Genomic DNA, 21,239 nt, shown 5'->3' with positions numbered 1-21,239 from the left:
TTCCCTCCTTACTTGTTATCATCCACGAACATAGCTTCCCCACGTGCGTGGTGGTTTTCAGCAAGTTCTTGAAGTTCTTTTCCAACCGGGTTTTTCTTGAACATCCGTAATAATACGACTGTACAAATCGTACCGAGCATCAAGTACAAGGCACTGAATAGAATCAACATCGGACCAACAGCAGTTGATGTCGTCGCCGCATCTGCTGTCCGCATGATGCCGTACAGTGTCCAAGGTTGACGACCAATTTCAGCATACATCCAACCTGCTTCAATTGAAATCATCGCCAGAGGTCCACCGATGAAGACACCTCTTAAAATCCATTTGTTATAAGGATTTAATTTTTTCAAACGGAATGCCAAGATGAACAAGGCAGAGATGGCAGCCAAATACATACCAATCGAAACCATGATATCGAAGAAATAGTGAACGATCAGCGGTGCTTGATCTTCTTTTGCGAACTCATTTAGACCAATGACTTCTGTATCTGGAGCTCCACCCGCAAGAATTGAGAGTGCATATGGGATTTTGACGGCACCCTTGATTTCATAACTGCCGTCTTCTTGCTGATCAAGTATCCCACCGAAGATCAACTCGGCTTCACTTGTCGTTTCAAAATGCCATTCAGCAGCTGCGAGTTTCTCTGGCTGGTATTTCGCCAAGTATTTCCCTGAGAAGTCCCCGACAAGTGCCGTCGAGAAGGCAAAAATCAATCCAGCCATGACCGTTAAGCGAAGTGCTTTTTTATGATACGCTGTTTCCGCTGCTGAGAGTGTTTTTTTGCGGAGTAAGTGGAACGCCGCGATTGCCGCCAAGATGAAGGCGACTGTTAAATAAGCCGATACGATGACGTGTGTTGCTTTTGTAGGTGTTGCTGTATTGAACATTGCTTTTAATGGTTCAATTTGCGTTAGCGTTCCGTTGACGATCTTAAATCCTTCTGGTGAGTTCATGAAAGAGTTGACCGTCGTAATGAAGAATGCTGATGCTGTCGCACCAATGACGACCGGAATCCCGATCAACCAGTGTAACCATGGGTTTTTGAACCGATCCCACGTGTACAGATAAATACCGAGGAAAATCGCTTCAAAGAAGAATGCGAATGTTTCCATAAATAGCGGTAGTGCGATCGTTTGACCAGCTACTTGCATGAGTGACGGCCAAAGTAGTGATAATTGCAATCCGATGGCCGTCCCTGTCACGACACCGACTGCGACGGTAACGACGTATCCACGCGTCCACCGTCTTGCTAATAAAATATAATCCGGATCTTTGCGTTTCAGACCGATGAATTCAGCTGCGAGTACCATGAGCGGTACCCCGACACCAATCGTCGCGAATATAATGTGAAACGCTAATGTGAGCCCTGTCAACAATCGACTGAGCAATACGGGATCATTGAACATGTATATAGCCCCCTCTTCCTAAAACATACTTCTCTATATGGTCTATAACCGTATCATAGAGAACATAACCCTTTATGTCTGTTTATAATGTTTGATGTAACAAATTGTTCACATGTGCACGTGATTTTTTTCACAAAATGTTCGAAAACTCCTATTCTTACATATATAAAAAGCTTTCCCATTCTTGATTTCGAAAGGGAAAGCTTAATGTCCTTTATTATTTCATAAAACTTTTTAAACATATTCTCGTAAATAATGATCGAGTAAATCAATCACAAATGGAATAGCGGATTCATCTGGATTCAAGGTTGGTTGATGAAGTCCAGATGTCGGATTGTCGACTCCAAGCCAAAACATCATCCCTGGAATTTCCTTCAACATGAATCCAAAGTCTTCTCCTGTCATTGCTGCATCACATTCAATGTAGTTCGCATTCATCTTGACGAATGATGAAAATTTATCAACGATGTGTCGGTCATTGACGACCTCGTAATAACGATTTCCGAATTGCAGATCAATCTTGACGCCAAAGGAAGCTTCGATTCCTCGAATGATGTCACGAACGCGTCGTTCCAGTTTTTCCATGTCTTCTCCATTGAGTGCGCGCATCGTACCGTCAAGAACTGCTCTACCGGCGATGACGTTTTCTCGAATCCCGGCATCGACCTTTCCGATCGTGATGACGCTACAGTTCATCGGATTGATTGATCGGCTGACGATTGTTTGCAATTGCATGATCAAGGCTGCTTGCGCGACGACCGTATCAATCGTCAAATGAGGAAAGGCCGCGTGACCACTTTGACCATAGATCGTGATATGGACTTCTCGAGCACTCGCGAACAAGACGCCGGGACGGCTTGCAATCGTACCGACTGGATACTCCGGTGCGACGTGAAGACCATACATCTCACTTGGACGATATTTTTCAAACAACGGACTTTTAATCATCGGTTCTGCCCCGCCCGGACCTTCTTCCGCTGGTTGGAATAAAAAGACGACATCATCCATGACCGGCAATTCAATGATTCGTTTCATCAACCCTAACGCAATCGACGTGTGCATATCGTGACCACAGGCATGCATGAAGCCTGGATGTTCCGAGCAAAATGGAAGACCTGTCGCTTCTTCAATCGGTAACCCATCAATGTCTGCCCGGTATCCAATCGTCCGATTTCCAGTCAATCCTTTCACTCGAACGAAAACTCCCGTTTCAAACGTATCATACGTGACACGATCTGGTGGATAAGCACGAATTTGTTCCAATATAAAAGCTTGCGTCTTAAATTCCTTGAACCCTGGTTCTGGTATTTTATGAAGCGCGCGCCGCATTTCAATGGCGTATTCCATCTGACTGACTTCCTCCTTCTTCTTTTACGATGTCCCAAAATGCTTGAACTTGTTTTAGTTCAAGCATCGATTCCGTAGACAAAATCCATGTATCTCGCTTTAATATCTTTCCGGACGATGTTTTTAACGGAAGCTGCATGACTTCATTTGATTGTTGGATCGTCGACTCGGGTAAAATCGCAAATCCAATTCCATGTAGAGCCATCTGCTTACATGTCTCGATTTGATCGACGACCAGCGTCCGCGATGGTGGACTTGCGAACCGATCTTGCCACCATTCTAAAATTTCTTGATAGTACGTTGAATCACTCTTGAACTGGATGAATGGTCGATCCGTCACGCGTAACTGTTCGATTGACGTCAACTCACTATCGACTAAATAGAGCGGATCCGAGAAAAGACGTTCTTTAACACCTTTCCAGTCCGGGTTTCCACGAATGATCCCGATATGAAAATGTTCCTCTAACATATGACGCATCATCTCACTGGACCATCCCGTGACGAGCTGAACACGGACATGCGGATAACGCTCAACGAATCGTTTCAAGACACGCGGGAGCCAGTATTGCCCCATGATGGAAGCGACGGCAATCCGAAGCGTTCCATAAACGGCACCCTCTTCTGCTGTCAATTCACTTTTTAACTCAAGTTCCTTTCGATTCATCTCTTTTGCGAGACCGATTACTTTTTCTCCTTGTGGTGTGATGCTTAACCCACGCGATGAACGAATGAATAATTTTGTTCCCCAGCGTCTTTCAATCGCAACGAGACGTTGACTAAGCGCAGGTTGCGAGACGAATAATCGTTCGGCAGCGCGCCTCATATTCAATTCTTCCGATAAGGTGATCAACATTTCCATTTCCGACACTTGCAATGTGAGATTCGACTCCTCATGATATAAGATGGCATTAGTTTAACACGTTAGAAAGGACGATACATATGACACGCTATCATTTTATGTTCATCATCTCAACGATTGCAACGCTTGGCAGTCTCTATTTCAGTGAAATTCGTGGATTCATCCCCTGCCCTCTCTGTTGGTGGCAACGACTATTCATGTATACGACTGCCTTTTATTTGCTCATCTCGCTATTCCGGTCGAAAACGATTGATCCACTCTTCGTCCGCCTGTATGTGCTTGCCGGCTTTGGTGTCGCCTTGTACCACGTCATTCTTGAGCGCTTACCCGATGGCGAAGCGTTATGTACAAGCGGCTGTCTCATCAAGTGGGTCAACTATTTTGGTTTCTTGACGATTCCGATGATGAGTCTCATTGCCTTTACATTACTCTTGATTCTAGCGTTCTATCCAGCACGTTCGAACAATGAAGCATAAGATACAAAAAAGAGAAGTCGATTCGACTTCTCTTTTTTGTCGTTTGATATCACGCCCATCGATTGAAGACGCTGACGGCGCTTGAGAACGCAAGCTCTGAGAGCTGTCCCGTACCTTCACACCAGTCCCCGACGAAAGCGACACCTGCATGATCCGGAATATGAGTCGCAAGCGGCGCTTGCCCCATTTTCCATTTGATTTCTTGTACGACTGCTCGTTTGATCGTTCGTTCTGCGACGATACGTTGTCGCCAATCTGCAAAATGAACATCAAGCATCTGTTCGATTCCTGTTCGGACATGTCCAATATAATCAGGATCCTCAAGTCGATCGTGTTCAAGATAGGCGATTGCTTGAAGGACTTGACCATCCTTCGGTGCAAGACTTGCATCATAATGTGATAAATCCGTGATGAACGCTCGATGCGAACGGTCGTAGATGTATGAATACGGTGTTTGGATATACGGATGAAGTCCAAGATCATACACGAATACTTCTACCGGTTCATGGCTCGCGTACGGTGTAACAAATCGTTGAATGGCAGTTGGGGTTGCTATTTTTAAGATTTCACGCGGTGGTACGGCAAAGATGATCCGTTCGACGTTCCATTCTTGTTTCTTTCGATCACGTACTAAGAATCCTGTCTTAGTCGATTCGACTGCTGTTATTTTTGTTTTTTTCAGGATCTCTCCACGGTTTTCTAGGATGATCCGTTCCAACTCCTGAACTAACCCTTGCCATCCACCTTCGATGTATGAGACAGGCTTGCGCGTCCGAAAAAGTTTTTGATAATACTCGAAATAGACGTCTGACGGAATTTTTTCGGGTTCTGCCGTAAAAAAGTTCGTTGATGCCAAATCAAGCATCAACTGTGCCACTTGTTCATCGACTCGTTCTGTTTTTAACCATTGCCCGATTGATTGTTGCGGATCCCCTCGTTCGACTCGTAAAATCGTTTTAATGATTTCCCATGTGAAACGTACTTTGTTCGTTCCTTCGATGACTTCTGTTTTCAATAATCCCCAGGCATTCGCAGGAATTGCCGTCAAATGACCTGAAAACTCATATTTCGCACGACTTGCTGAGAAATCCAGCCACGTCACTTCGATACCGAGCTGTTTCGTTAATTTGCGAAGAATCGATTGATCGCGTCCATAAATCGCATGAGCACCGTAATTAAACGTAAATCCTTTTACGGTTTGAGAGGTGGCACGTCCTCCAAGTAATCCCGCATCCCAGAGCGTGACCGGCGTTCCTTGTTTTGCGAATAATGCCGCTGCCGTCAAGCCGGATAACCCTCCACCTATGATACCAATCGTCATACTCCCGCCTCCTCAATCGTCATTTCTTTTCTTTTCCCATAACGATTGAAGAAGAATCGAAGAACATGAAAAAAGGCGCGATTTCAATCTTGAAATCACGCCTCCTTATTTTGGATTATGCTTTCCACCATTCATCGAGTGGTGAGACCGGCATATGATGCTTGTGTCCAACACGTTTATACTGCGTCTCTAACTTTTCTTGACTTGCTTCTGAAATCGTCTTTCCTTCCAAGTAGTCATCGATTTCTTCATATGTCATACCAAGTGCCACTTCGTCTGGTAGTGCCGGACGATTTTCCTCAAGGTCTGCTGTCGGAACTTTTTCAATCAAGACTTCTGGTGCGTTCAAGTAACGTAACAGTTGTTTCCCTTGCCGTTTATTCAGTCCTGTCAATGGCGTCAAATCACATGCACCATCACCGTGTTTCGTGTAGAATCCCGTCACGAATTCAGCTGCATGATCCGTTCCAACGACTAAACAGCCATAATGAGCAGCTAAATCATATTGGCTTTTCATTCGCTCCCGCGCTTTCGTATTTCCTTTACTAAAGTCGGAAAGTTCTGCACCTGTCGCTTCTTTGAACGCCTGCATCGATGCTTCAACTGCTGGTTTAATGTTCACACGAAGCGAATGATCCGGTTGAATGAACGTCAAGGCTGTCTGTGCGTCTGCTTCATCTTGTTGTTCCCCGTAAGGCAAGCGGACCGCATAAAATGCGACATCTTTCCCCTCTTCTTTTCGCAACTCTTCAACTGCCAGTTGGCACAGACGACCTGCGAGCGAAGAATCTTGTCCCCCTGAGATGCCCAATACGAATCCTTTTGCTCCTGTATGGTTGAGATACGCTTTCAAGAAGGCTACCCGCTCGTTTACTTCTTGTGCTGGGTCAATGACAGGCTTTACTCCTGTTACTTGGATGATTTCTTTTTGCATGAATCGCTTCACTCCTTCACATTGTGTTGATCGTCATTTTGAATCAATCATTTGTTGATCCGTCGTTTGTTTTGCACTTGCTCCCTTGAATTGACGGATTGTCGATACGCGAACTTCCTTGCTATCACCTAAAGAGGAGATTGGTAATTCAACCGTATACTGTTTCGTTTCATGTTTCGTGAACGTATCTTTTTCAATCGCTTGCGTGAATACTTGCTCTTTCTCAAAATCATACGTTACGTGTTGTTGCGCATCAATCAATTGAGCCTGAAAACGTTGTGAGGAAGGATACGTCACGTTCACACTGTGATCATTTGGATTCGTTAAAGAAATGTCTAATTGCATCATGTCGTCCTGCTTTGTCGTTTTGACTGCGATCCGAATCGGTTCGTTCGTAGTTGTTGTTGCCTGTTGTTTCTTTTCTTGGCAACCTGCTAAACAAACAGAAAGCAGTAGCAGAATGAAAACGAGACGTTTCATCTCATCCCTCCTTTTATCTCTAATAATTTTATCACAAAAAAAGCGAGAGAGGATTCTCCTCTCTCGCACGGTTATTCACTTATGCCACAGGTAAAGTCGATGGATTCATCTTGAATGAAAACAATTGCTCTAGTCCTGTCGCAAACAGTTCGTCACAAATATCCTCTGCCGCGTTTGCTGGTGCGACTAATGTAATCGTACGACTGTCGATTGTTTCGATCGTTACATATACCCCTGTTTTTGTCCGTTCCTTATATCCTACTGCTAAATCCGTTTCAGCGAAAAGTAACATATCCCCGATTCTCCCCTTTTCTCATTCATAATGCCCAGCCAAGAGATGACCTACATGTTCCGAATTCGTTATTGTAGGTTAACTGTACCAAAGGGCAGAAAAAAGAAGAAAATTGTCATTCGACATTTCATTTCAAAACAATATTTCAATTTCATCAGGGATATTTTGGAATAATCCATTTAGTTGTTAGATGCAAGCGTTTTAATAAGCATTTCCAACACATTTCATTTCGATTTCAAAAAGATGACAACATGATTTTGATTATTTTACCAGTATTTTTAGGAAACAGGGAATATATACCTAGACAATTAGTGACTCATTTTGTCGAATGATTCTCTCACTCAATTATTTTTTAAGTTCTCATGAACTTTCATCTATCATTCGATTCATTTGCTGCCAAACCGTTCCTAGTGCTTCTTCCCCACTCTCGATCCGCGTTAATGCGAGTTCGGCTTGTAGAGCTACTTCATATTCCCGGTCTCGGCTTGCTTCACGCAGTCTTGGGATTGACTGTTCCGTTCCGACATCAAACAGGAAGCGTGCAGCTCGCCAGCGTACTAATTTATTTTTATCCGCTAACGCTTCCATCATCATTGGTTCAGCTTCTGGCATCGCCCAATCTGAAATCGTATCGCCTGCTGTCCGACGAACGATCCCTGACGGATCATGCAGTGCACTCGTCAAATACTCTAACAGTTCTTCTCGGTGATCTTCGAACATCCCAAGCTTTACAATCGCTTGACGCCGAATTTGCATCTTCTCATCCTGTAACAGGCGAGCATAAGCTGGAACCCATTCCATCTCAACAGGTAATTCATCGAGCGCCGCGAATCGTTCTTTCCAATCGGATGATTGAATCGCTTGACCGCTAAACGTAATATCTTCTCCTGCTGCGAGCGACTTGAGACGTTCGATACGTTCGACTGGATAGGCAATCTCAATCTCATTCGCTACTTCACGCAAACTTTCGTCAAGATCTCCGTATCGAGGTGCTTGTTCCACCCAGCGTCGATCGCTAATGACATTCTGAACGAATGGTTGGACGAATAGCGCTGCTTCTCGGAAACGTTCCGACAGTCCTTCTCGTTTTTCTTCTAATCCTTTCACACCTTTGATTTGCATCGGTACGCCTAAAATGAACTGCACGAATAGATGGACAGGCTCATACTCAGCATCTGTCTCGTGCTGTTCAACATCATTCAACGTTTCACCGAACGCACGTCGTATATCGATGACAAGCGAGCGCCAATCATATTTCGGATAACGCTCGATCGATAAAAAGTCACTGACCTGATAAACGAACTTAACGCCAGGTATTTCAAGTAATCGCTGAATGTGTTCCGGTGCGCCAAAGGCATGCTCGAATGTCTGCCCCTTTTCCGGAAAGACCTCATCAACGATGACTTTCATGTTATTTGGACTTGGTGTTGGTTCAATCGCTACGATTTTCATGTGTATCCCCTCCATTTCTATCATTTCAGATATCTAATCTGAAATGCAAAGCAAATGCCCTACAGACGTGACTGTAGGGCAAAAACTTACTTGAATGCCTCTTCGATGATTGCAACGAAAGCATCCGGTGTCTCAAGCATCCCCATGTGTCCACTGTCTGTTGACCGATGTATGAGATGATCATTCTTTGGTGCAAATGCACTTTCCTCTGAAATCAGTTGATCTTTCGTGCCGTGAATGATGACACCCTTCACGTTTGACCTCGTCAAGACCTTCGTCATATCTCGCCGATCTCGCATCGCAGAGAGCGCACGAATCGCTCCTTCGACCGTCATCATGTACCCGATTTCAAGTGCTTCAGCGACAGCGAACTCATCTGCCCCTTCAGCGAATAAGGATGGAACAAGACCATTGACGAATTCTCTGACACCGACTTCTTCAACGCGTGTGATGTTTTGATTTCGTTTTTGTTTCGCTTGTTCATCATCTGCTTTAGCTGTCGAATACACAAGACCGTATCCACTGATTTGATCCGCATACCCTTCAACGATTGCAGCTGTGATGTATCCACCAAAGGAATGTCCGATGATGATCGGCTTTTTGATACCACGTCGATCAAGTTCATGCATGACCCATTCGGCAAAGCCTTCAATCGTATCCGGACCAACATCAAGTCCCTCATGCCCCGGTAAACTTAGTGGTAAGACATCAAAGGAATGTCGTAAATTTGCCTCTACCCGATTAAAATAATCTGTTCCTCCTGTAAATCCATGCAGGAGTACAAGTGTTTGTTTTTCCATTGACTACCTCATCCCTTCCATTCAGATGCGAGCATACGGTACATCGTCAAATCCATGAAACGACCATGACTGTATGCATAATCTTCTAGTAATCCTTCTGCTTTGAATCCTAATTTTTGAACCAATGCGTTAGAAGCGAGGTTTTCAGGTGCGACGAGGGCGCTGATTCGATGGAGAGCAAATTCTTCAAAGCCATATGTCAGAACAGCTCTTGCCGCTTCCGAAGCGACACCACGTTGCCAATAATCTTGACTAACTTCAAAACCAATTTCAGCCCGATGGTATTGAGACAGCCAGTTATGAAAACCGATCGTACCGATCAATTGATTCGTTTGTGCATCAGCAATTGCCCAGCGAATCGCTTTACCTTGCGTGAACTGTTCTTTAAAGTAACTGATGACATTTTTAGCTTCATAGACCGTCACGAGCGGATCTGATCCGTAATAATACATGACTTTATCGTCCGATAGGATTTTAAACAATTCGCGTGCGTCACGGTTTTCGAGCTCACGTAATATGAAGCGCTCGGTCCGCAATTCCGGGAAAGGCTTTCGCAAGCCCCACATGCTCCATCACCTCTCTTTATGCTTCTCTATGTAGTATGCCCGTTTTCAGAAGTAAATATCCTTTCAGGCAATTCGAAGTTTTGCTACTATTAAATTATGAAGGAGTTAGTCATGGAAAGGAAGCGAAGTGGTATGTCGAGTGCGTTACTTTACTTATATGAGGACGAGGAAAATCAACGATTAACGATGTCAGGAGTACATTTCTCTGATTTCGCTGCAGCCGTCGATTTGAAACGTCCTTTACTCATTTCAGGAAGTGATTTCAAACAGACGAAACAATCGTTTCGAACGATGCTTCATTACATCGAAGCGCATGAGATCGAACAGTTTTCACAATCAACGGATGTCCAGCGTCATCCTTTGACTGCTATTGATATTCGCTCCTCTCATTCACTTGATGTATTGACGGATGTCGAAATCGCGGAGTTATTATTTTTAATGCATATGAAACGAGGGACACCGCTTCCTTTCCTTGACTCGATCGAGAATGAACTGGTCTATTTTAGCGAACACGATGGTCTTCATGCTTCTGTCTACTTGAAGGATTGGTCACGGGTAGAACAACTTATCTCTGATCTCGTACAACGGAAATTTCGTCAGCACGCACGATCCGTCGCCTCGATCGCTTTAACAGCTGAAATCATGATTCATATCCGTCATCTTCTCAAAGAAGGAGTATTGATTGATTTCGAAAGTGCAAAACGGTCTGTTTTCTCAAGAAATATCACGATTCCCGTCTATGTAGCAGGACGGTACGAAGACATGAACGTATTACATGAAGATTTTGAAGCAGAGAAAGAATCGATCCTTCGACGTGGATCGCTTGTTTGTCGCAAAAAGAAATGGAGTTTTGAGTTAGATTGACCTTTAGCATCTTTTTCTTTTGGAAAAGGATGCTTTTGTTCTATTTGAATTTCATATCACGATTGCCTCTTAACAGGTATTCCTATCCATATGACAATATTGTTAAAAAATTTTTCGAATTTTCACACAAAATAAGACTAGCATCTTGTGAAGACTTCGCTATAATGAGGATAACCTTTTCAAGATAGAAGTTAGACCCTGTTTTTTATAGGGATAGTACTGGAATCAGCAGAAGGAGGAATTCAATATGGATCAGTTAAAAGTGAACGGAATTGGCTCATTCACGAAATTTGCGACAAATGGGAACATCCTGAAATTAAAGGATGCGACACTCGGTGAAGTGAAATTGTCGCTGAATGAAGCGAGTTCAATGACCATCGCCCCTGTCGATGAAGAAAATGGACTTTTCATCATTAGAGGGCAACAGCAGGAATCGCTTGTTGAACTGACGTTACCACGTCAATCCTGTGAGGTCGTTCACGCTTGGCTCCTCCATAAATTGAAACGCCACAAAAAAACGCGCTCGATTGCAACGAGCTGATATGTAATCCGAAACGCCTCTAGTAGAGAAACTCATCTCTACTAGAGGCGTTATTTATTTTCAAAAATTCGGTGATGAATTTTCAGAAAATATTGTTTTATTAAATTCTTCATGTTATCCTTAGAAAAATTCAAACAGGAGGTTTTAAACATGACACACGTAACGCTCATCCAAGAACGACTGATTGTGATTAAGAGTAGGGACTGAAGATTCATTTCTCGTTTGAGAAAATGAAGATCCAGGCCCTTTTCGTCATTTCGACAAGGCGTCTGAGCAAACGACGCCTATCCACAAACTTAGTGGATGAGGCTTTTTTTATGAAATTAGGATGAATGGAGGACAACACATGTTTAAGACAAAAGATACATTTGCTTTAGGATTTATGATTTTCGCTTTATTTTTCGGTGCGGGTAACCTGATTTTCCCACCGGAACTCGGAGCGCTTGCGGGCACACAGTTCCTTCCTGCCATCCTCGGTTTTATCGTAACAGGTGTCGGTCTTCCTTTACTCGGCTTACTTGCAGTTGCCTCTATCGGAGGTGGCATCAAAACACTTGCTGCACCACTTCCTCGTTTTATAGGTGCTGCATTGACGTTTGCACTCTATGTTGCGATTGGTCCCTTTTTCGGGATCCCACGAACATCGGTCGTCACATATGAGCTCGGAGTCGTACCATTCCTTGGTGCTCCCTCACAAATGACGTTGATCATCTCATCAAGTCTCTTTTTCCTTGCTACACTCTATCTCGTACTACGACCAGGAAAATTACTTGAGATCATCGGACGTTTTATCACACCATTGTTATTGATCGCCCTTGCCGCATTAAGCATTAGTAGCATCATTTCACCACTCTCGAGCGTCGCTTCACCAAATGAAGCATATGAGACGACTGGACAAGCATTCATTCAAGGTTTCCTTCAAGGATACTTAACGCTTGATGCACTCGGCGCCTTAGTATTCGGTGTCGTCGTACTTCATACATTAAAAAGTCGAGGCGTTCATGAACGAAAAGCACAATTTAAAGTCGTGACTCGCGCTGGAATCATCGCTGCCACCGCTTTGACTCTCGTATACGTCGGACTTGGGATGATCGGGCGGAATACGTTCGCTGCCATTGGCAAAGTCGATGGTCCTGCACTTCTTCAACATTATGCGAATACTGCGTTTGGCTCAATCGGTTTAGCCGTACTTGGTCTTGCGATTCTGCTTGCATGTTTGACGACATCAGTTGGTCTCGTCACCGCATTTGCAGAATATATGATGACGATTTCCAACCGTGTATCTTTAAAAGCGGCAAGTATCTTCACGACTGCTCTTGGTCTTACGGTATCGATCGTCGGATTGCAAACATTGTTATCCATTGCTGTTCCGGTATTGATGTTCCTTTATCCAATCGTCATCGTCTTGATCGCATTGACATTCATGCGTCATCTGTTCCGTCGTAAGTCGGTTGTTTATCAATCAACTCTTGGTGTAACAATTTTCTTCTCATTCTGTAGTGCGTTGAATCAACTTTCGCTTTTCCCGGGAAATCTTAAGACGTTCTATCAATCCTTACCTTTAGTGGATCAAAGTTTAGAATGGTTATTCCCAACACTCATCGCCTTCGGTATCAGTTCATGGTTTGGACACGTTTCCAGTGCTTCTATCACACAAAAACGCGCTAGCTAGTGATTCCGCTTTCATCGCTATGGTATGATGAACAAAATGGTTCTATTAATGGAGGCGTCATATACATGGATAAGATTGCTTGGATTACCGACAGCATGGCTTTTTTTGAGCCAGGAGAGGCTGAAAAAATCGGAGTCCATGTGATACCGACTTTACTCATCTTAAACGGAGAGTCTTACCGGGAGTATGTCGATATCTCGATTGAACAGCTTGATCAAAAAATGCGAGAAGATTCTCACGTTTCACCGACGACTTCTCAACCATCATTCGGTGACTTCGTAACCTTGTATGAACAATTGCTTGAAGATGGCTATGATTATGGGTATGCGATTCATATCACGAGTGGACTGAGCGGCACATATTCGAGTTCCGTCGCTGCAGCTGAAGCTGTCGGTTTCCCCTTATACGCGATTGATTCGTATACAGGTGCTGCGAATCAGCAAGAACTTGTCCGGATCGCACAACGACTCGTTGCTGCTGGTAAAGGTCCAGATGAAGTCATGTCTACGCTTGAGACATTCAAACACAAATCGCATTTTTATCTGATCATCGGAAATATGGAGACGATGCGACGGAGCGGACGTGTCTCAGGAAGTCAATTTTTACTAGCAAACATGCTCAATATTAAACCAATCGCTCAATTTAATGAGGAAGGACGACTTGTCCCATTTAAAAAAGTCCGTTCCATCAAAAAAGCTTTTAAAGAAATGGTCAGTGAAATTTCATCAAAAGTCAGTGCTCATGGTGTATATGATCGGACGCTTTATGTCAGTCATACGCTCGCTCATGCCGCTGCTGAAGAATTACGGCGCTTGATTTCTACAGAACATCCGGAGCTTCAAGTACGCATTACCCAATTTGGTCCTTCCATCTTGGCACATGCTGGCGCTGAGACGGTCGGTGTGTACTGGTTCGATGAGATTCCTTTACCAACAACTTGATATCTTGCACGAAACGATGAAAACCGGACGGTCTGCTTGAGACCGTCCGGTTTTTTCATGTCGTTTCATACTTACGAAATAGTTCTTCTAATAATACGGCTTCGTCCGTCGTCCGTTGAATCGGCTCATGCGGAAGCGTGATTACACTGGATAACGTCTCAGAAGGATATACATCAATCGAAACTTGTTCCATTTCGATGAGATACTCAAGGATGGAATCAAGTGATGTCTCCTTATTGAACTGACGAAGCCAATTTTCATATCGACGATCCACTTTTCCTTCTTTAAGCAAAATCTTTCCACCGTCAATGATCGCCCACTTCGGTGGCGCATCGATTTGAAAGAGTTCCAACTGCTGGTACTCTTCCATCGTTCGTTTCGTCACCGGAACAACACCGTTAATCGATACTAACCGTTTTAATCTAAGATGCGCTCGCATCGTCATAAAACGAGGTCGCCCAGCGACTCGCTCGACAAGCAACGTCGGCTTGTCGATGGAGCGCATCGTCTCTTCATCAAATAATAAACTATGATCAACATCTAACAGTAACATCAAGCCACTCCTTTTTTTCTACGGGAGACGATGAATGCATAGGAGCTACATAAAAGAATCGCGGCAAAACAATATCCACCGATGACATCTGAGAAATAGTGAACGTTTAAAATGATTCGAGAAGCTCCCATGGCGAGGAATAATCCAATCGTCACGATCGATACAAGTACCTTCCCACCTGTTTTCAAATGACGAAACGCAACAACGAGAAATCCGGTATAGACGGCAAAAGCCATCGCTGAGTGACCACTCGGAAAACTGTATCCTACGCCACCGACCAATTCATTTAATGAGGGGCGCTCTCGGACAAAGGCAAATTTAACGACTTGATTCAATACACCTACTGATATTGCCATGATTACATACCAGATACTTGCAATGCGATCCCGCCACAAAACATAACTCAGTATTCCAAGTAACACCGTCATCGTCATCGCCCCTGGACCTGATCCGAGTTGAGTGAACCAAGAAACGTAATCCCCTGGGACGTGTTGCGACATATATGACGATAATTGAGCATCAAATAAAAAATAGCCTGTCGTCCGAATGGAGACAGCGATGATCACGAATAAGACGACAGCGATGGATGCACCAATCCATGCCCCTCTCGCACCTCGCATCAGTATGTCCCCTTACGTTCTTCTAATTCTTCTGCTGAATAGTCTTCCTTATCTCGCAAACGATGCGCTAGTCGTCCGGATGCATTTGCTGCGATGGCTGCGACGATATCATCCATGAACGTATTGACTTTTCCGTCCCCAAGCTTCGTATCGAGTTCTTTGATGATACCGACCTTTGCTTTATCCAAATAGCCGAACGTCGTAACCGCAATCGAACCATACGTGTTGACGGCACCAATCGCAATCGTCTCATCTACGCCAAATAGCCCTTCATCGCTTTGGATGATGGACAGGAGGGGTTCTGATAATAACCCTTTTTCCGCCAAGATGTCTAGTTCTGCTCCGACGAGAATCGCATGTTGTAATTCACGTTTTTCAAGAACACGTTCTACTGAACTGACACATGTTTCAATTGTCAGATCCACCGTGTAGGGGGCCTGCATTTGGTAAACGATCTCAGCGATTGCATGAATCGTCACCCCTCGTTCATGTAACTTATCGATAGCTGCCTGTTTGACCTCTTTTGAATGTGTTTTCTTCATGACTATATCCACCTCTCCAACAAAGTACTTCATTAGTATACACGGATTCTGAACCTCCTCTCAAACTTCTTTGACATCGACGCCAGAATCCGTCATGATTATTTTGTAAAGCGTTATCATTTCAGGGGAAAGTAGGGGATTTTCGATGAACATCGGGGTTGTATTGTTTCCATCGAAACGCGTTCAAGATTTTGCAAATTCATACCGAAAGAGATATGACTCGAAGTATGCACTGATCACACCTCATATCACGCTACGGGAGCGGATGGAAGTTGATGAGACAGAATTAGACCACATCGTGACGGAGTTGAATCGAATCGCGTCCGAAACGAAGCCTGTCAATTTGCACATCCAAGGAGCTCGTTCGTTCCATCCGACGAACAATGTCTTGTTCCTTAAAGTAATGCCGACGGATGAGTTAGAACAATTACATCGCGCTTTGCATACGGGACCACTCGAACATAAGCCGAAATACGATTTCTTGCCACACATCACAATCGGTCAAGAACTGTCGGATGTCGAACTGTTCGATGTACTAGAACGTCTCAAGATGGAAGATATCCGTTTCCAAGAGGACGTCACGAAAATGGCTTTATTGTATGAACTGGAGAACGGTGCTTGGAGTGTCTATGAGACATTCCGCTTCACAGGTCAATGAATGATTAAACTTCCCGGTCGAAGCTTCGACCGGGAAGTTTTAGTTCTGGTAATACACCGTATGCATTTGCCTGTTCTTCTAAAAAGTCGTCCGCTTCGTGTTCGCGGTAAGGGTCAGTTGGGCGTATCGGTTGAACTCGAGCGACTGGTTCAGTCTTTAGCTGTGGATCGACACGTACTTGACGATTGACATATTGTACGACTGTAAAATCGATTGCGTTCATCCTCTGCACTTCCTCTCTCCTTCTAGTGACACTTATATTTGGTAGTTCCCCGATCGAGCACAAAAAAAACCAAGCCTCCCGCATGGGAAAGCCTGGCTTAATCGATCGTTTATTAAAGAATGTGGAATCCGCTATCGACGTGAAGAATTTCTCCTGTCACCCCACTCGACATTTGCGAAAGCAAGAACAATCCACTTTGACCAATTTGTTCCGTCGTCACGTTACGATGAAGTGGCGCTCGTTCTTCGATGCTATCAAGAATGGAATTGAAGTCGCCGACACCTTTTGCGGATACTGTCCGAATTGGACCAGCTGAAATCGCATTGACACGAACGCCTTGCTGACCGTATTCAGCAGCGAGATAACGAACGCTTGCATCTAATGCGGCTTTCGCAACACCCATGACGTTGTAGTTCGGAACCATTTTCTCACCACCGAGGTATGTCAACGTGATGACGGATGCATCTTCCGTGAAGAAATCCTTCGCGGCCTTGACGACTGCTGTTAAGCTGTAGGCTGAGATATCAAGTGCTTGCGCAAACTGTTCACGCGTTACCCCAGAAAACTCACCGCGAAGCGCTTCTTTATCCGCGAATGCGATCGAGTGAGCGATCCCTGAAATCTTACCGTGGTCCGCATGAATCATTTGGAAGACCTGTTCAATCTCTTCGTCACTCGTGACATCACACGTATAATAAGAAGCCGGTCGTGATAATTCTTGTCCTAATTTTTCAAGTGGTGCCTTGAAACGTTCTCCGACATATGTAAATGCCAGGCTTGCTCCAGCAGCGTCGAGCGCACGTGCGATACCCCATGCAATCGAACGTTGGTTAATGACGCCCATGACGACGTACGTCTTGCCTTCGAGTGAAGGATAAATATTCATGATAAAGTCCCCCTTGAATTAGTACCTGGTAATAAAACCTATCTTCAGGTTACAAAAACGTAACGCTTCTGTCAACCATCGCTCTTGATATTGCGGATTTGATAAATTACGGTAATATAGAAAGAGATAGAAAGTAGGGATGAAATGAATCGATTCAAATCATTTACACAACGTTATGATCATACGTTGCTTTTTTTACTCGCCTGTCTGATGGTCATCAGTATCATCGCCATCTATACAGCACAACCTTCGCTTAAAGGTGCGATCAGTGCCATTAACTTCTCTGCCAAACAAATTCAATGGTATGTCATCGGCTTCATGGCGTTATCCGTCGTCATTTTCATCGATTATGAACAGTTGAAGCGATTCCACTGGTTTTTATATGGAGCAGGTATCGTGTCATTGATCGGTCTTGTCGTTCTTCGAAACACACCAATCGTCACTGAAATCAAAGGGGCATACGGTTGGTATCAATTCCCCGTTATCGGTACGGTTCAACCGGCTGAGTTCATGAAGTTCTTTTTGATCGTGACGCTCGCTGCCGTCATTACCGAGCACAATGCACGTTATGTTCAACATGAAAGAGATCTCTTGTTACTTATCAAGTTAGTCGCGGTTACAGCCTTGCCGCTCGGTCTTATCATCATTCAGCCCGATTTAGGGATCGGTTTGATTCTATGCGTCATCTTAGCATGTGCGATGTTGTTATCCGGACTAAACTGGAAATGGCTTTTGACGATGTTCGGTCTGTTCGCAGGAGCTGTCATCATCTTCTTTTACCTGTTCTTTTTCCAAAATGATTTACTCGCAACCTTTTTCCCAGGTCACGCGATGAACCGAATCATGGCTTGGTTGCAACCGTTCGAATATGCGGATGATCTGTCGTACCAGCTCGTCCAAGCAATCAACGCTACAGGTTCAGGGCAAATGTTCGGCGTTGGATACGGGAAACTACAAGTGTTCGTTCCAGAATTGCATACAGACTTCATCTTTACGACGATTGCCTCTCACTACGGTTTCATCGGGGCTGCCATCGTCTTGATCGTCTTGTTCCTGTTCGTCTATCGGTTGATTCAGATTGCTCTCGAGACAGCTGATCCATTTGGTACCTATATCGTGACAGGATACGTCGCGATGTTTACGTTCCAAATTTTCCAAAACATCGGGATGACGATTGGTGTCTTACCGATCACAGGTCTTCCCCTACCGTTCATTAGTTATGGTGGATCAACGATGATCGTAAACCTCGTCGGTCTAGGATTGATCATGGCAATCGCCTCTCAATCTCGGATTTCCATGTTTGATGAAGACTAAACACAAATAAAAGGCAGTGGACCAAGTCCATTGCCTTTTATTTGTGTACTTTATCATTCCAGTCGGAGATCCTCAGGAAGTGGTGCTTCAAAACGAACCTGTTCTCCCGTCGCAGGATGAAGGAACGTTGCTGACGCACTATGAAGCGCCTGACGCGGCAGTAACGGGTTCCCTTGATACATCGTATCGCCAATCAAAGGATGCCCTAGAAAAGCAAGATGGACACGAATTTGGTGTGTCCGACCTGTCTCTAGTCGGATATCGAGTAATGAGATTTCTTGGTCAAAGGCTCGAACTAGACGGCTATTTAAGATATGCGTAATGGCTCGTTGACCATCTGGTCGTACCATCCGTTCCATGAAGGAATGATCGGTTTGACCAATCGGTTGATCAATCGTTTGTACCGGTACGTTTCCGGGTGCATACGCTAAATAATGTCGTTCTAATTCATTGGATCGTTGCATGAGACTCATCCGGTGATGGGCAAGCCCGTGTTTCGCGAACAAGACAAGACCACTCGTATCACGATCGAGCCGATTAACGATATGGATCGCATACGGAATTCCTTGTTTTCGGTAATAACCAAGGACATAGTTCGATAATGAGCGTTCCGGATGCAGTCGTGACGGAATCGATGCCATGCCCGGCGGTTTATTGACGACGAGCAACCAATCGTCTTCAAACAAAATATCAAGTTCCCCTTCTGTCGCCACCATATCCGGTGCTGGTGTCTCTTCCGGGAAGAAGACATGGACACGATCACCCGCGTGTAAGACGTCGTGGACGTTAACATGCTGACCATTACGCGTGATATCCCCATGATTTTTAATCGATACTAACATTTTCCGCGAAATCCCTAAGCGGGTCGTACAAAAATGACTGACACGCCAGCCATCCTCAATGTCAGTCACGATCTGTTGTAGCTGAAATCCATTCATGTTTCCATTTCCTTTACTTTAACGTCTTTCGTCTGCCAGGAAAGATTCCCGCACCCGTTGCCAGAACGGGAAAGAACGAAAACGAGCAAATTTCACTTTTTTATCAGAGACCCGGCACCGAATCGATGTCACGTTTTGATGAATGATCGAAGCATAGTGGTCATAGGTCATCTGAAAATCAATCGGATTAACGGGACGAATTTCGACATCATGATGTTTGGGTAGCAACATCGGTGAGCCGATCGTCCGGTAGACACGATTGTTGATGGAAGCCATCTCTGTAATTTGAATTGCTTCGAGCGCCGGGTGAACGATCGCTCCGCCGAGTGCCTTATTGTACGCTGTCGAACCAGACGGTGTCGATACACACAGTCCATCACCTCGGAATGTCTCAAAGTAGTCGCCTCGAATCGATAAATCGCAAACGAGCGTCTGATTAAAACTTTTAATCGTACATTCATTCAAGGCAAGCAGTTGGTTGTGTGAACCGTCCGCATAATCAATCGAGAGTTCAAGCAACGGGTATTGAACCGTCGCTAAATCCTGCTTCGCGATATGATCAATCAGTTCATCCATTTCTTCAGGGCGCCAATCCGCATAAAAACCAAGATGCCCCGTATGAATCCCAACAAGCGTGATCGTCTCTACTTGATCGAGATACGAATGAAACGCCTGTAGCATCGTTCCGTCTCCACCAATCGAGACGACGATTTCCGGCTGGCTGACATCAAGAATACATCCCCGATCCGTCAATGCCTGCTCGAGTTGCTGTTTCAGCGCATGAGATCGCTCATCATCACGAGCCGTGATTGCAAAACGCATGGTCATCCCCCTACTCTTTTAATCGTTCAGACGCCTTAGCGTCGCGTTGAAAGACGAGTTGTGCGTCTTGGATTTCTACTTTCAGCTGGCTCATCTCCGCATCAAGCAAAAATGCTGCCTCTGCTGCACGACGCAGACGCTCACGCGTCTCTTCCGGAATATTTCCTTGGTACTTATAATTCAACGAGTGTTCAATCGTTGCCCAGAAGTTCATCGCAAGCGTTCGAATTTGGATCTCGACTAACGTCGGAACTTCACCTTCGATCGTCTGTACCGGATAGGCAATGATGACGTGATACGATCGATAGCCACTATCCTTTTTTTGCGTAATGTAGTTCCGTTCTTCGACGATTTTAAAATCTCCGCGCGAGCGCAACAGCTCAAGGACATGAATGATATCATCGACGAATTGACACATGATACGTAATCCGGCGATATCCTGCATGTCTTGTTCTAATGACTCACGCGCAATTGCTTTTCGTTCCGCTTTTTGAAGAATGCTCTTTACAGGTTTGACCCGTCCTGTGACAAATTCAATCGGTGAATGTTCTCCCCGTTGCTGAAATTGTTTACGAATCGCTTTTAGCTTAACTTTCAACTCATCGACCGCGATCTGATACGGTGCAAGAAATAAATCCCAATTTTCTTTTGTCATCTGATTTGTCACCACTTTTAATCGAATAGTATTGGTTCACTGCCTGTTCCTACCTCATTCATGTTATCATATTTTCA

At 44.6% G+C, this 21,239-nt stretch carries 25 protein-coding genes; 7 read left to right on the top strand and 18 right to left on the bottom strand.

Annotated features, from left to right (window positions below; genetic code table 11):
* Nucleotides 1–8 precede the first annotated feature (8 nt).
* The 3 genes from NOM72_RS03860 to NOM72_RS03850 all read right to left on the bottom strand — a co-directional run bounded on the left by NOM72_RS03860 (nucleotide 9) and on the right by NOM72_RS03850 (nucleotide 3,627).
* The gene (locus NOM72_RS03860) at nucleotides 9–1,406 is read right to left on the bottom strand and encodes a cytochrome ubiquinol oxidase subunit I (protein WP_023468859.1); all 1,398 of its coding nucleotides are present in this window, start codon (nucleotides 1,404–1,406) and stop codon (nucleotides 9–11) included.
* A 234-nt stretch (nucleotides 1,407–1,640) separates the two neighbouring features.
* Nucleotides 1,641–2,753, bottom strand: a complete 1,113-nt coding sequence (locus NOM72_RS03855) for an N-acetyldiaminopimelate deacetylase (protein WP_255997853.1) — start codon at nucleotides 2,751–2,753, stop codon at nucleotides 1,641–1,643.
* A complete protein-coding gene (locus tag NOM72_RS03850) occupies nucleotides 2,737–3,627 on the bottom strand; it encodes a transcriptional regulator CcpC (RefSeq protein ID WP_029342184.1) in 891 nt (296 codons plus the stop codon). Before NOM72_RS03850 ends, NOM72_RS03855 begins: the two co-directional genes overlap by 17 nt.
* Before the next feature lie 65 nt (nucleotides 3,628–3,692).
* Here NOM72_RS03850 and NOM72_RS03845 point away from each other — a divergent pair, with 65 nt between their 5' ends.
* Nucleotides 3,693–4,088: a disulfide bond formation protein B gene (locus NOM72_RS03845; protein WP_023468862.1), complete on the top strand. Its 396-nt coding sequence runs from the start codon at nucleotides 3,693–3,695 to the stop codon at nucleotides 4,086–4,088.
* Between the two features lie 49 nt (nucleotides 4,089–4,137).
* Here the strand turns inward: NOM72_RS03845 and NOM72_RS03840 are convergent, their stop codons facing one another.
* The 7 genes from NOM72_RS03840 to NOM72_RS03810 form a co-directional block, all read right to left on the bottom strand.
* Nucleotides 4,138–5,409, bottom strand: a complete 1,272-nt coding sequence (locus tag NOM72_RS03840) for an FAD-dependent oxidoreductase (protein WP_255997850.1) — start codon at nucleotides 5,407–5,409, stop codon at nucleotides 4,138–4,140.
* A gap of 115 nt (nucleotides 5,410–5,524) precedes the next feature.
* Complete coding sequence (gene nadE, locus NOM72_RS03835) at nucleotides 5,525–6,343, bottom strand: ammonia-dependent NAD(+) synthetase (RefSeq protein WP_035396689.1); 819 nt, start codon at nucleotides 6,341–6,343, stop codon at nucleotides 5,525–5,527.
* 33 nt (nucleotides 6,344–6,376) lie between these two features.
* Nucleotides 6,377–6,823: a BsuPI-related putative proteinase inhibitor gene (locus NOM72_RS03830; RefSeq protein ID WP_255997847.1), complete on the bottom strand. Its 447-nt coding sequence runs from the start codon at nucleotides 6,821–6,823 to the stop codon at nucleotides 6,377–6,379.
* A gap of 79 nt (nucleotides 6,824–6,902) precedes the next feature.
* On the bottom strand, nucleotides 6,903–7,115 hold the full coding sequence (locus NOM72_RS03825) for a hypothetical protein (RefSeq protein WP_023468866.1): 213 nt from the start codon (nucleotides 7,113–7,115) through the stop codon (nucleotides 6,903–6,905).
* Between the two features lie 360 nt (nucleotides 7,116–7,475).
* Entirely contained in the window at nucleotides 7,476–8,567 is a 1,092-nt protein-coding gene (locus tag NOM72_RS03820; RefSeq protein ID WP_023468867.1) for a conserved virulence factor C family protein, read from the bottom strand.
* A gap of 86 nt (nucleotides 8,568–8,653) precedes the next feature.
* Nucleotides 8,654–9,367, bottom strand: coding sequence for an alpha/beta fold hydrolase (locus NOM72_RS03815; protein WP_035396687.1), 714 nt, complete (start codon nucleotides 9,365–9,367; stop codon nucleotides 8,654–8,656).
* A gap of 8 nt (nucleotides 9,368–9,375) precedes the next feature.
* A complete protein-coding gene (locus tag NOM72_RS03810; protein WP_023468869.1) occupies nucleotides 9,376–9,933 on the bottom strand; it encodes a GNAT family N-acetyltransferase in 558 nt (185 codons plus the stop codon).
* Nucleotides 9,934–10,044: 111 nt separating this feature from the next.
* Between NOM72_RS03810 and NOM72_RS03805 the strand changes: the two genes are divergently transcribed.
* The 4 genes from NOM72_RS03805 to NOM72_RS03790 all read left to right on the top strand — a co-directional run bounded on the left by NOM72_RS03805 (nucleotide 10,045) and on the right by NOM72_RS03790 (nucleotide 13,951).
* Nucleotides 10,045–10,797, top strand: coding sequence for a hypothetical protein (locus tag NOM72_RS03805; RefSeq protein ID WP_235147585.1), 753 nt, complete (start codon nucleotides 10,045–10,047; stop codon nucleotides 10,795–10,797).
* Nucleotides 10,798–11,044: 247 nt separating this feature from the next.
* Nucleotides 11,045–11,338 carry a hypothetical protein gene (locus NOM72_RS03800; protein ID WP_023468871.1) on the top strand — a complete coding sequence of 98 codons (294 nt, stop codon included), beginning with the start codon at nucleotides 11,045–11,047 and terminating at the stop codon, nucleotides 11,336–11,338.
* Nucleotides 11,339–11,684: 346 nt separating this feature from the next.
* Nucleotides 11,685–13,010 carry a branched-chain amino acid transport system II carrier protein gene (brnQ, locus tag NOM72_RS03795; RefSeq protein ID WP_255997844.1) on the top strand — a complete coding sequence of 442 codons (1,326 nt, stop codon included), beginning with the start codon at nucleotides 11,685–11,687 and terminating at the stop codon, nucleotides 13,008–13,010.
* Nucleotides 13,011–13,075: 65 nt separating this feature from the next.
* Nucleotides 13,076–13,951 (top strand): DegV family protein, encoded by an 876-nt coding sequence (locus NOM72_RS03790; RefSeq protein WP_023468873.1) that lies wholly within the window; start codon nucleotides 13,076–13,078, stop codon nucleotides 13,949–13,951.
* A 55-nt stretch (nucleotides 13,952–14,006) separates the two neighbouring features.
* Here NOM72_RS03790 and NOM72_RS03785 read toward each other — a convergent pair whose 3' ends face one another.
* From NOM72_RS03785 to NOM72_RS03775, 3 genes are read right to left on the bottom strand one after another with little or no spacing between them, the layout of a single operon-like run.
* Nucleotides 14,007–14,504 (bottom strand): hypothetical protein, encoded by a 498-nt coding sequence (locus NOM72_RS03785; protein WP_055968682.1) that lies wholly within the window; start codon nucleotides 14,502–14,504, stop codon nucleotides 14,007–14,009.
* Nucleotides 14,504–15,124, bottom strand: coding sequence for a phosphatase PAP2 family protein (locus NOM72_RS03780; RefSeq protein WP_023468875.1), 621 nt, complete (start codon nucleotides 15,122–15,124; stop codon nucleotides 14,504–14,506). The genes NOM72_RS03785 and NOM72_RS03780 overlap by 1 nt, the downstream gene beginning before the upstream one ends.
* Nucleotides 15,124–15,666, bottom strand: a complete 543-nt coding sequence (locus NOM72_RS03775; protein ID WP_034786059.1) for a phosphatidylglycerophosphatase A family protein — start codon at nucleotides 15,664–15,666, stop codon at nucleotides 15,124–15,126. Before NOM72_RS03775 ends, NOM72_RS03780 begins: the two co-directional genes overlap by 1 nt.
* A gap of 145 nt (nucleotides 15,667–15,811) precedes the next feature.
* Between NOM72_RS03775 and NOM72_RS03770 the strand changes: the two genes are divergently transcribed.
* On the top strand, nucleotides 15,812–16,324 hold the full coding sequence (locus tag NOM72_RS03770; RefSeq protein ID WP_023468877.1) for a YjcG family protein: 513 nt from the start codon (nucleotides 15,812–15,814) through the stop codon (nucleotides 16,322–16,324).
* A 4-nt stretch (nucleotides 16,325–16,328) separates the two neighbouring features.
* On the opposite strand, the gene NOM72_RS03765 is transcribed toward NOM72_RS03770, so the two are convergent.
* Nucleotides 16,329–16,547 carry a hypothetical protein gene (locus NOM72_RS03765; RefSeq protein ID WP_023468878.1) on the bottom strand — a complete coding sequence of 73 codons (219 nt, stop codon included), beginning with the start codon at nucleotides 16,545–16,547 and terminating at the stop codon, nucleotides 16,329–16,331.
* Between the two features lie 112 nt (nucleotides 16,548–16,659).
* On the bottom strand, nucleotides 16,660–17,433 hold the full coding sequence (fabI, locus tag NOM72_RS03760) for an enoyl-ACP reductase FabI (protein ID WP_023468879.1): 774 nt from the start codon (nucleotides 17,431–17,433) through the stop codon (nucleotides 16,660–16,662).
* Nucleotides 17,434–17,577: 144 nt separating this feature from the next.
* Between fabI and NOM72_RS03755 the strand changes: the two genes are divergently transcribed.
* Entirely contained in the window at nucleotides 17,578–18,747 is a 1,170-nt protein-coding gene (locus NOM72_RS03755; protein WP_035396680.1) for an FtsW/RodA/SpoVE family cell cycle protein, read from the top strand.
* Between the two features lie 53 nt (nucleotides 18,748–18,800).
* Here NOM72_RS03755 and NOM72_RS03750 read toward each other — a convergent pair whose 3' ends face one another.
* The 3 genes from NOM72_RS03750 to yjbM are packed head-to-tail and all read right to left on the bottom strand — an operon-like array spanning nucleotide 18,801 to nucleotide 21,162.
* Nucleotides 18,801–19,685, bottom strand: a complete 885-nt coding sequence (locus NOM72_RS03750) for an RluA family pseudouridine synthase (protein WP_255997843.1) — start codon at nucleotides 19,683–19,685, stop codon at nucleotides 18,801–18,803.
* Between the two features lie 18 nt (nucleotides 19,686–19,703).
* Nucleotides 19,704–20,507, bottom strand: coding sequence for an NAD kinase (locus tag NOM72_RS03745; RefSeq protein WP_023468882.1), 804 nt, complete (start codon nucleotides 20,505–20,507; stop codon nucleotides 19,704–19,706).
* 10 nt (nucleotides 20,508–20,517) lie between these two features.
* Nucleotides 20,518–21,162 carry a GTP diphosphokinase gene (gene yjbM, locus NOM72_RS03740; protein ID WP_035396676.1) on the bottom strand — a complete coding sequence of 215 codons (645 nt, stop codon included), beginning with the start codon at nucleotides 21,160–21,162 and terminating at the stop codon, nucleotides 20,518–20,520.
* Nucleotides 21,163–21,239 lie beyond the last annotated feature (77 nt).

Source organism: Exiguobacterium sp. LL15 (assembly GCF_024436095.1).
GTDB classification, from domain to species: Bacteria; Bacillota; Bacilli; order Exiguobacteriales; family Exiguobacteriaceae; genus Exiguobacterium_A; species Exiguobacterium_A indicum.
The sequence above is the reverse complement of the archived record's forward strand: the minus strand, read 5'-3'. Positions and strand labels throughout refer to the sequence as shown.

Bases quoted from the DNA above. Each gene is read 5' to 3' on its own strand.
- NOM72_RS03755 (WP_035396680.1), top strand. From the start codon at position 17,578: ATGAATCGATTCAAATCATTTACACAACGTTATGATCATACGTTGCTT.
- NOM72_RS03805 (WP_235147585.1), top strand. From the start codon at position 10,045: ATGGAAAGGAAGCGAAGTGGTATGTCGAGTGCGTTACTTTACTTATAT.
- NOM72_RS03830 (WP_255997847.1), bottom strand. From the start codon at position 6,823: ATGAAACGTCTCGTTTTCATTCTGCTACTGCTTTCTGTTTGTTTAGCA.
- NOM72_RS03780 (WP_023468875.1), bottom strand. From the start codon at position 15,124: ATGCGAGGTGCGAGAGGGGCATGGATTGGTGCATCCATCGCTGTCGTC.
- NOM72_RS03840 (WP_255997850.1), bottom strand. From the start codon at position 5,409: ATGACGATTGGTATCATAGGTGGAGGGTTATCCGGCTTGACGGCAGCG.
- fabI (WP_023468879.1), bottom strand. From the start codon at position 17,433: ATGAATATTTATCCTTCACTCGAAGGCAAGACGTACGTCGTCATGGGC.
- yjbM (WP_035396676.1), bottom strand. From the start codon at position 21,162: ATGACAAAAGAAAATTGGGATTTATTTCTTGCACCGTATCAGATCGCG.
- NOM72_RS03750 (WP_255997843.1), bottom strand. From the start codon at position 19,685: ATGAATGGATTTCAGCTACAACAGATCGTGACTGACATTGAGGATGGC.
- NOM72_RS03790 (WP_023468873.1), top strand. From the start codon at position 13,076: ATGGATAAGATTGCTTGGATTACCGACAGCATGGCTTTTTTTGAGCCA.
- NOM72_RS03775 (WP_034786059.1), bottom strand. From the start codon at position 15,666: ATGAAGAAAACACATTCAAAAGAGGTCAAACAGGCAGCTATCGATAAG.
- NOM72_RS03825 (WP_023468866.1), bottom strand. From the start codon at position 7,115: ATGTTACTTTTCGCTGAAACGGATTTAGCAGTAGGATATAAGGAACGG.
- NOM72_RS03745 (WP_023468882.1), bottom strand. From the start codon at position 20,507: ATGCGTTTTGCAATCACGGCTCGTGATGATGAGCGATCTCATGCGCTG.
- NOM72_RS03785 (WP_055968682.1), bottom strand. From the start codon at position 14,504: ATGTTACTGTTAGATGTTGATCATAGTTTATTATTTGATGAAGAGACG.
- NOM72_RS03855 (WP_255997853.1), bottom strand. From the start codon at position 2,753: ATGGAATACGCCATTGAAATGCGGCGCGCGCTTCATAAAATACCAGAA.
- NOM72_RS03815 (WP_035396687.1), bottom strand. From the start codon at position 9,367: ATGGAAAAACAAACACTTGTACTCCTGCATGGATTTACAGGAGGAACA.
- NOM72_RS03820 (WP_023468867.1), bottom strand. From the start codon at position 8,567: ATGAAAATCGTAGCGATTGAACCAACACCAAGTCCAAATAACATGAAA.
- NOM72_RS03860 (WP_023468859.1), bottom strand. From the start codon at position 1,406: ATGTTCAATGATCCCGTATTGCTCAGTCGATTGTTGACAGGGCTCACA.
- NOM72_RS03770 (WP_023468877.1), top strand. From the start codon at position 15,812: ATGAACATCGGGGTTGTATTGTTTCCATCGAAACGCGTTCAAGATTTT.
- NOM72_RS03765 (WP_023468878.1), bottom strand. From the start codon at position 16,547: ATGAACGCAATCGATTTTACAGTCGTACAATATGTCAATCGTCAAGTA.
- brnQ (WP_255997844.1), top strand. From the start codon at position 11,685: ATGTTTAAGACAAAAGATACATTTGCTTTAGGATTTATGATTTTCGCT.
- NOM72_RS03800 (WP_023468871.1), top strand. From the start codon at position 11,045: ATGGATCAGTTAAAAGTGAACGGAATTGGCTCATTCACGAAATTTGCG.
- nadE (WP_035396689.1), bottom strand. From the start codon at position 6,343: ATGCAAAAAGAAATCATCCAAGTAACAGGAGTAAAGCCTGTCATTGAC.
- NOM72_RS03845 (WP_023468862.1), top strand. From the start codon at position 3,693: ATGACACGCTATCATTTTATGTTCATCATCTCAACGATTGCAACGCTT.
- NOM72_RS03810 (WP_023468869.1), bottom strand. From the start codon at position 9,933: ATGTGGGGCTTGCGAAAGCCTTTCCCGGAATTGCGGACCGAGCGCTTC.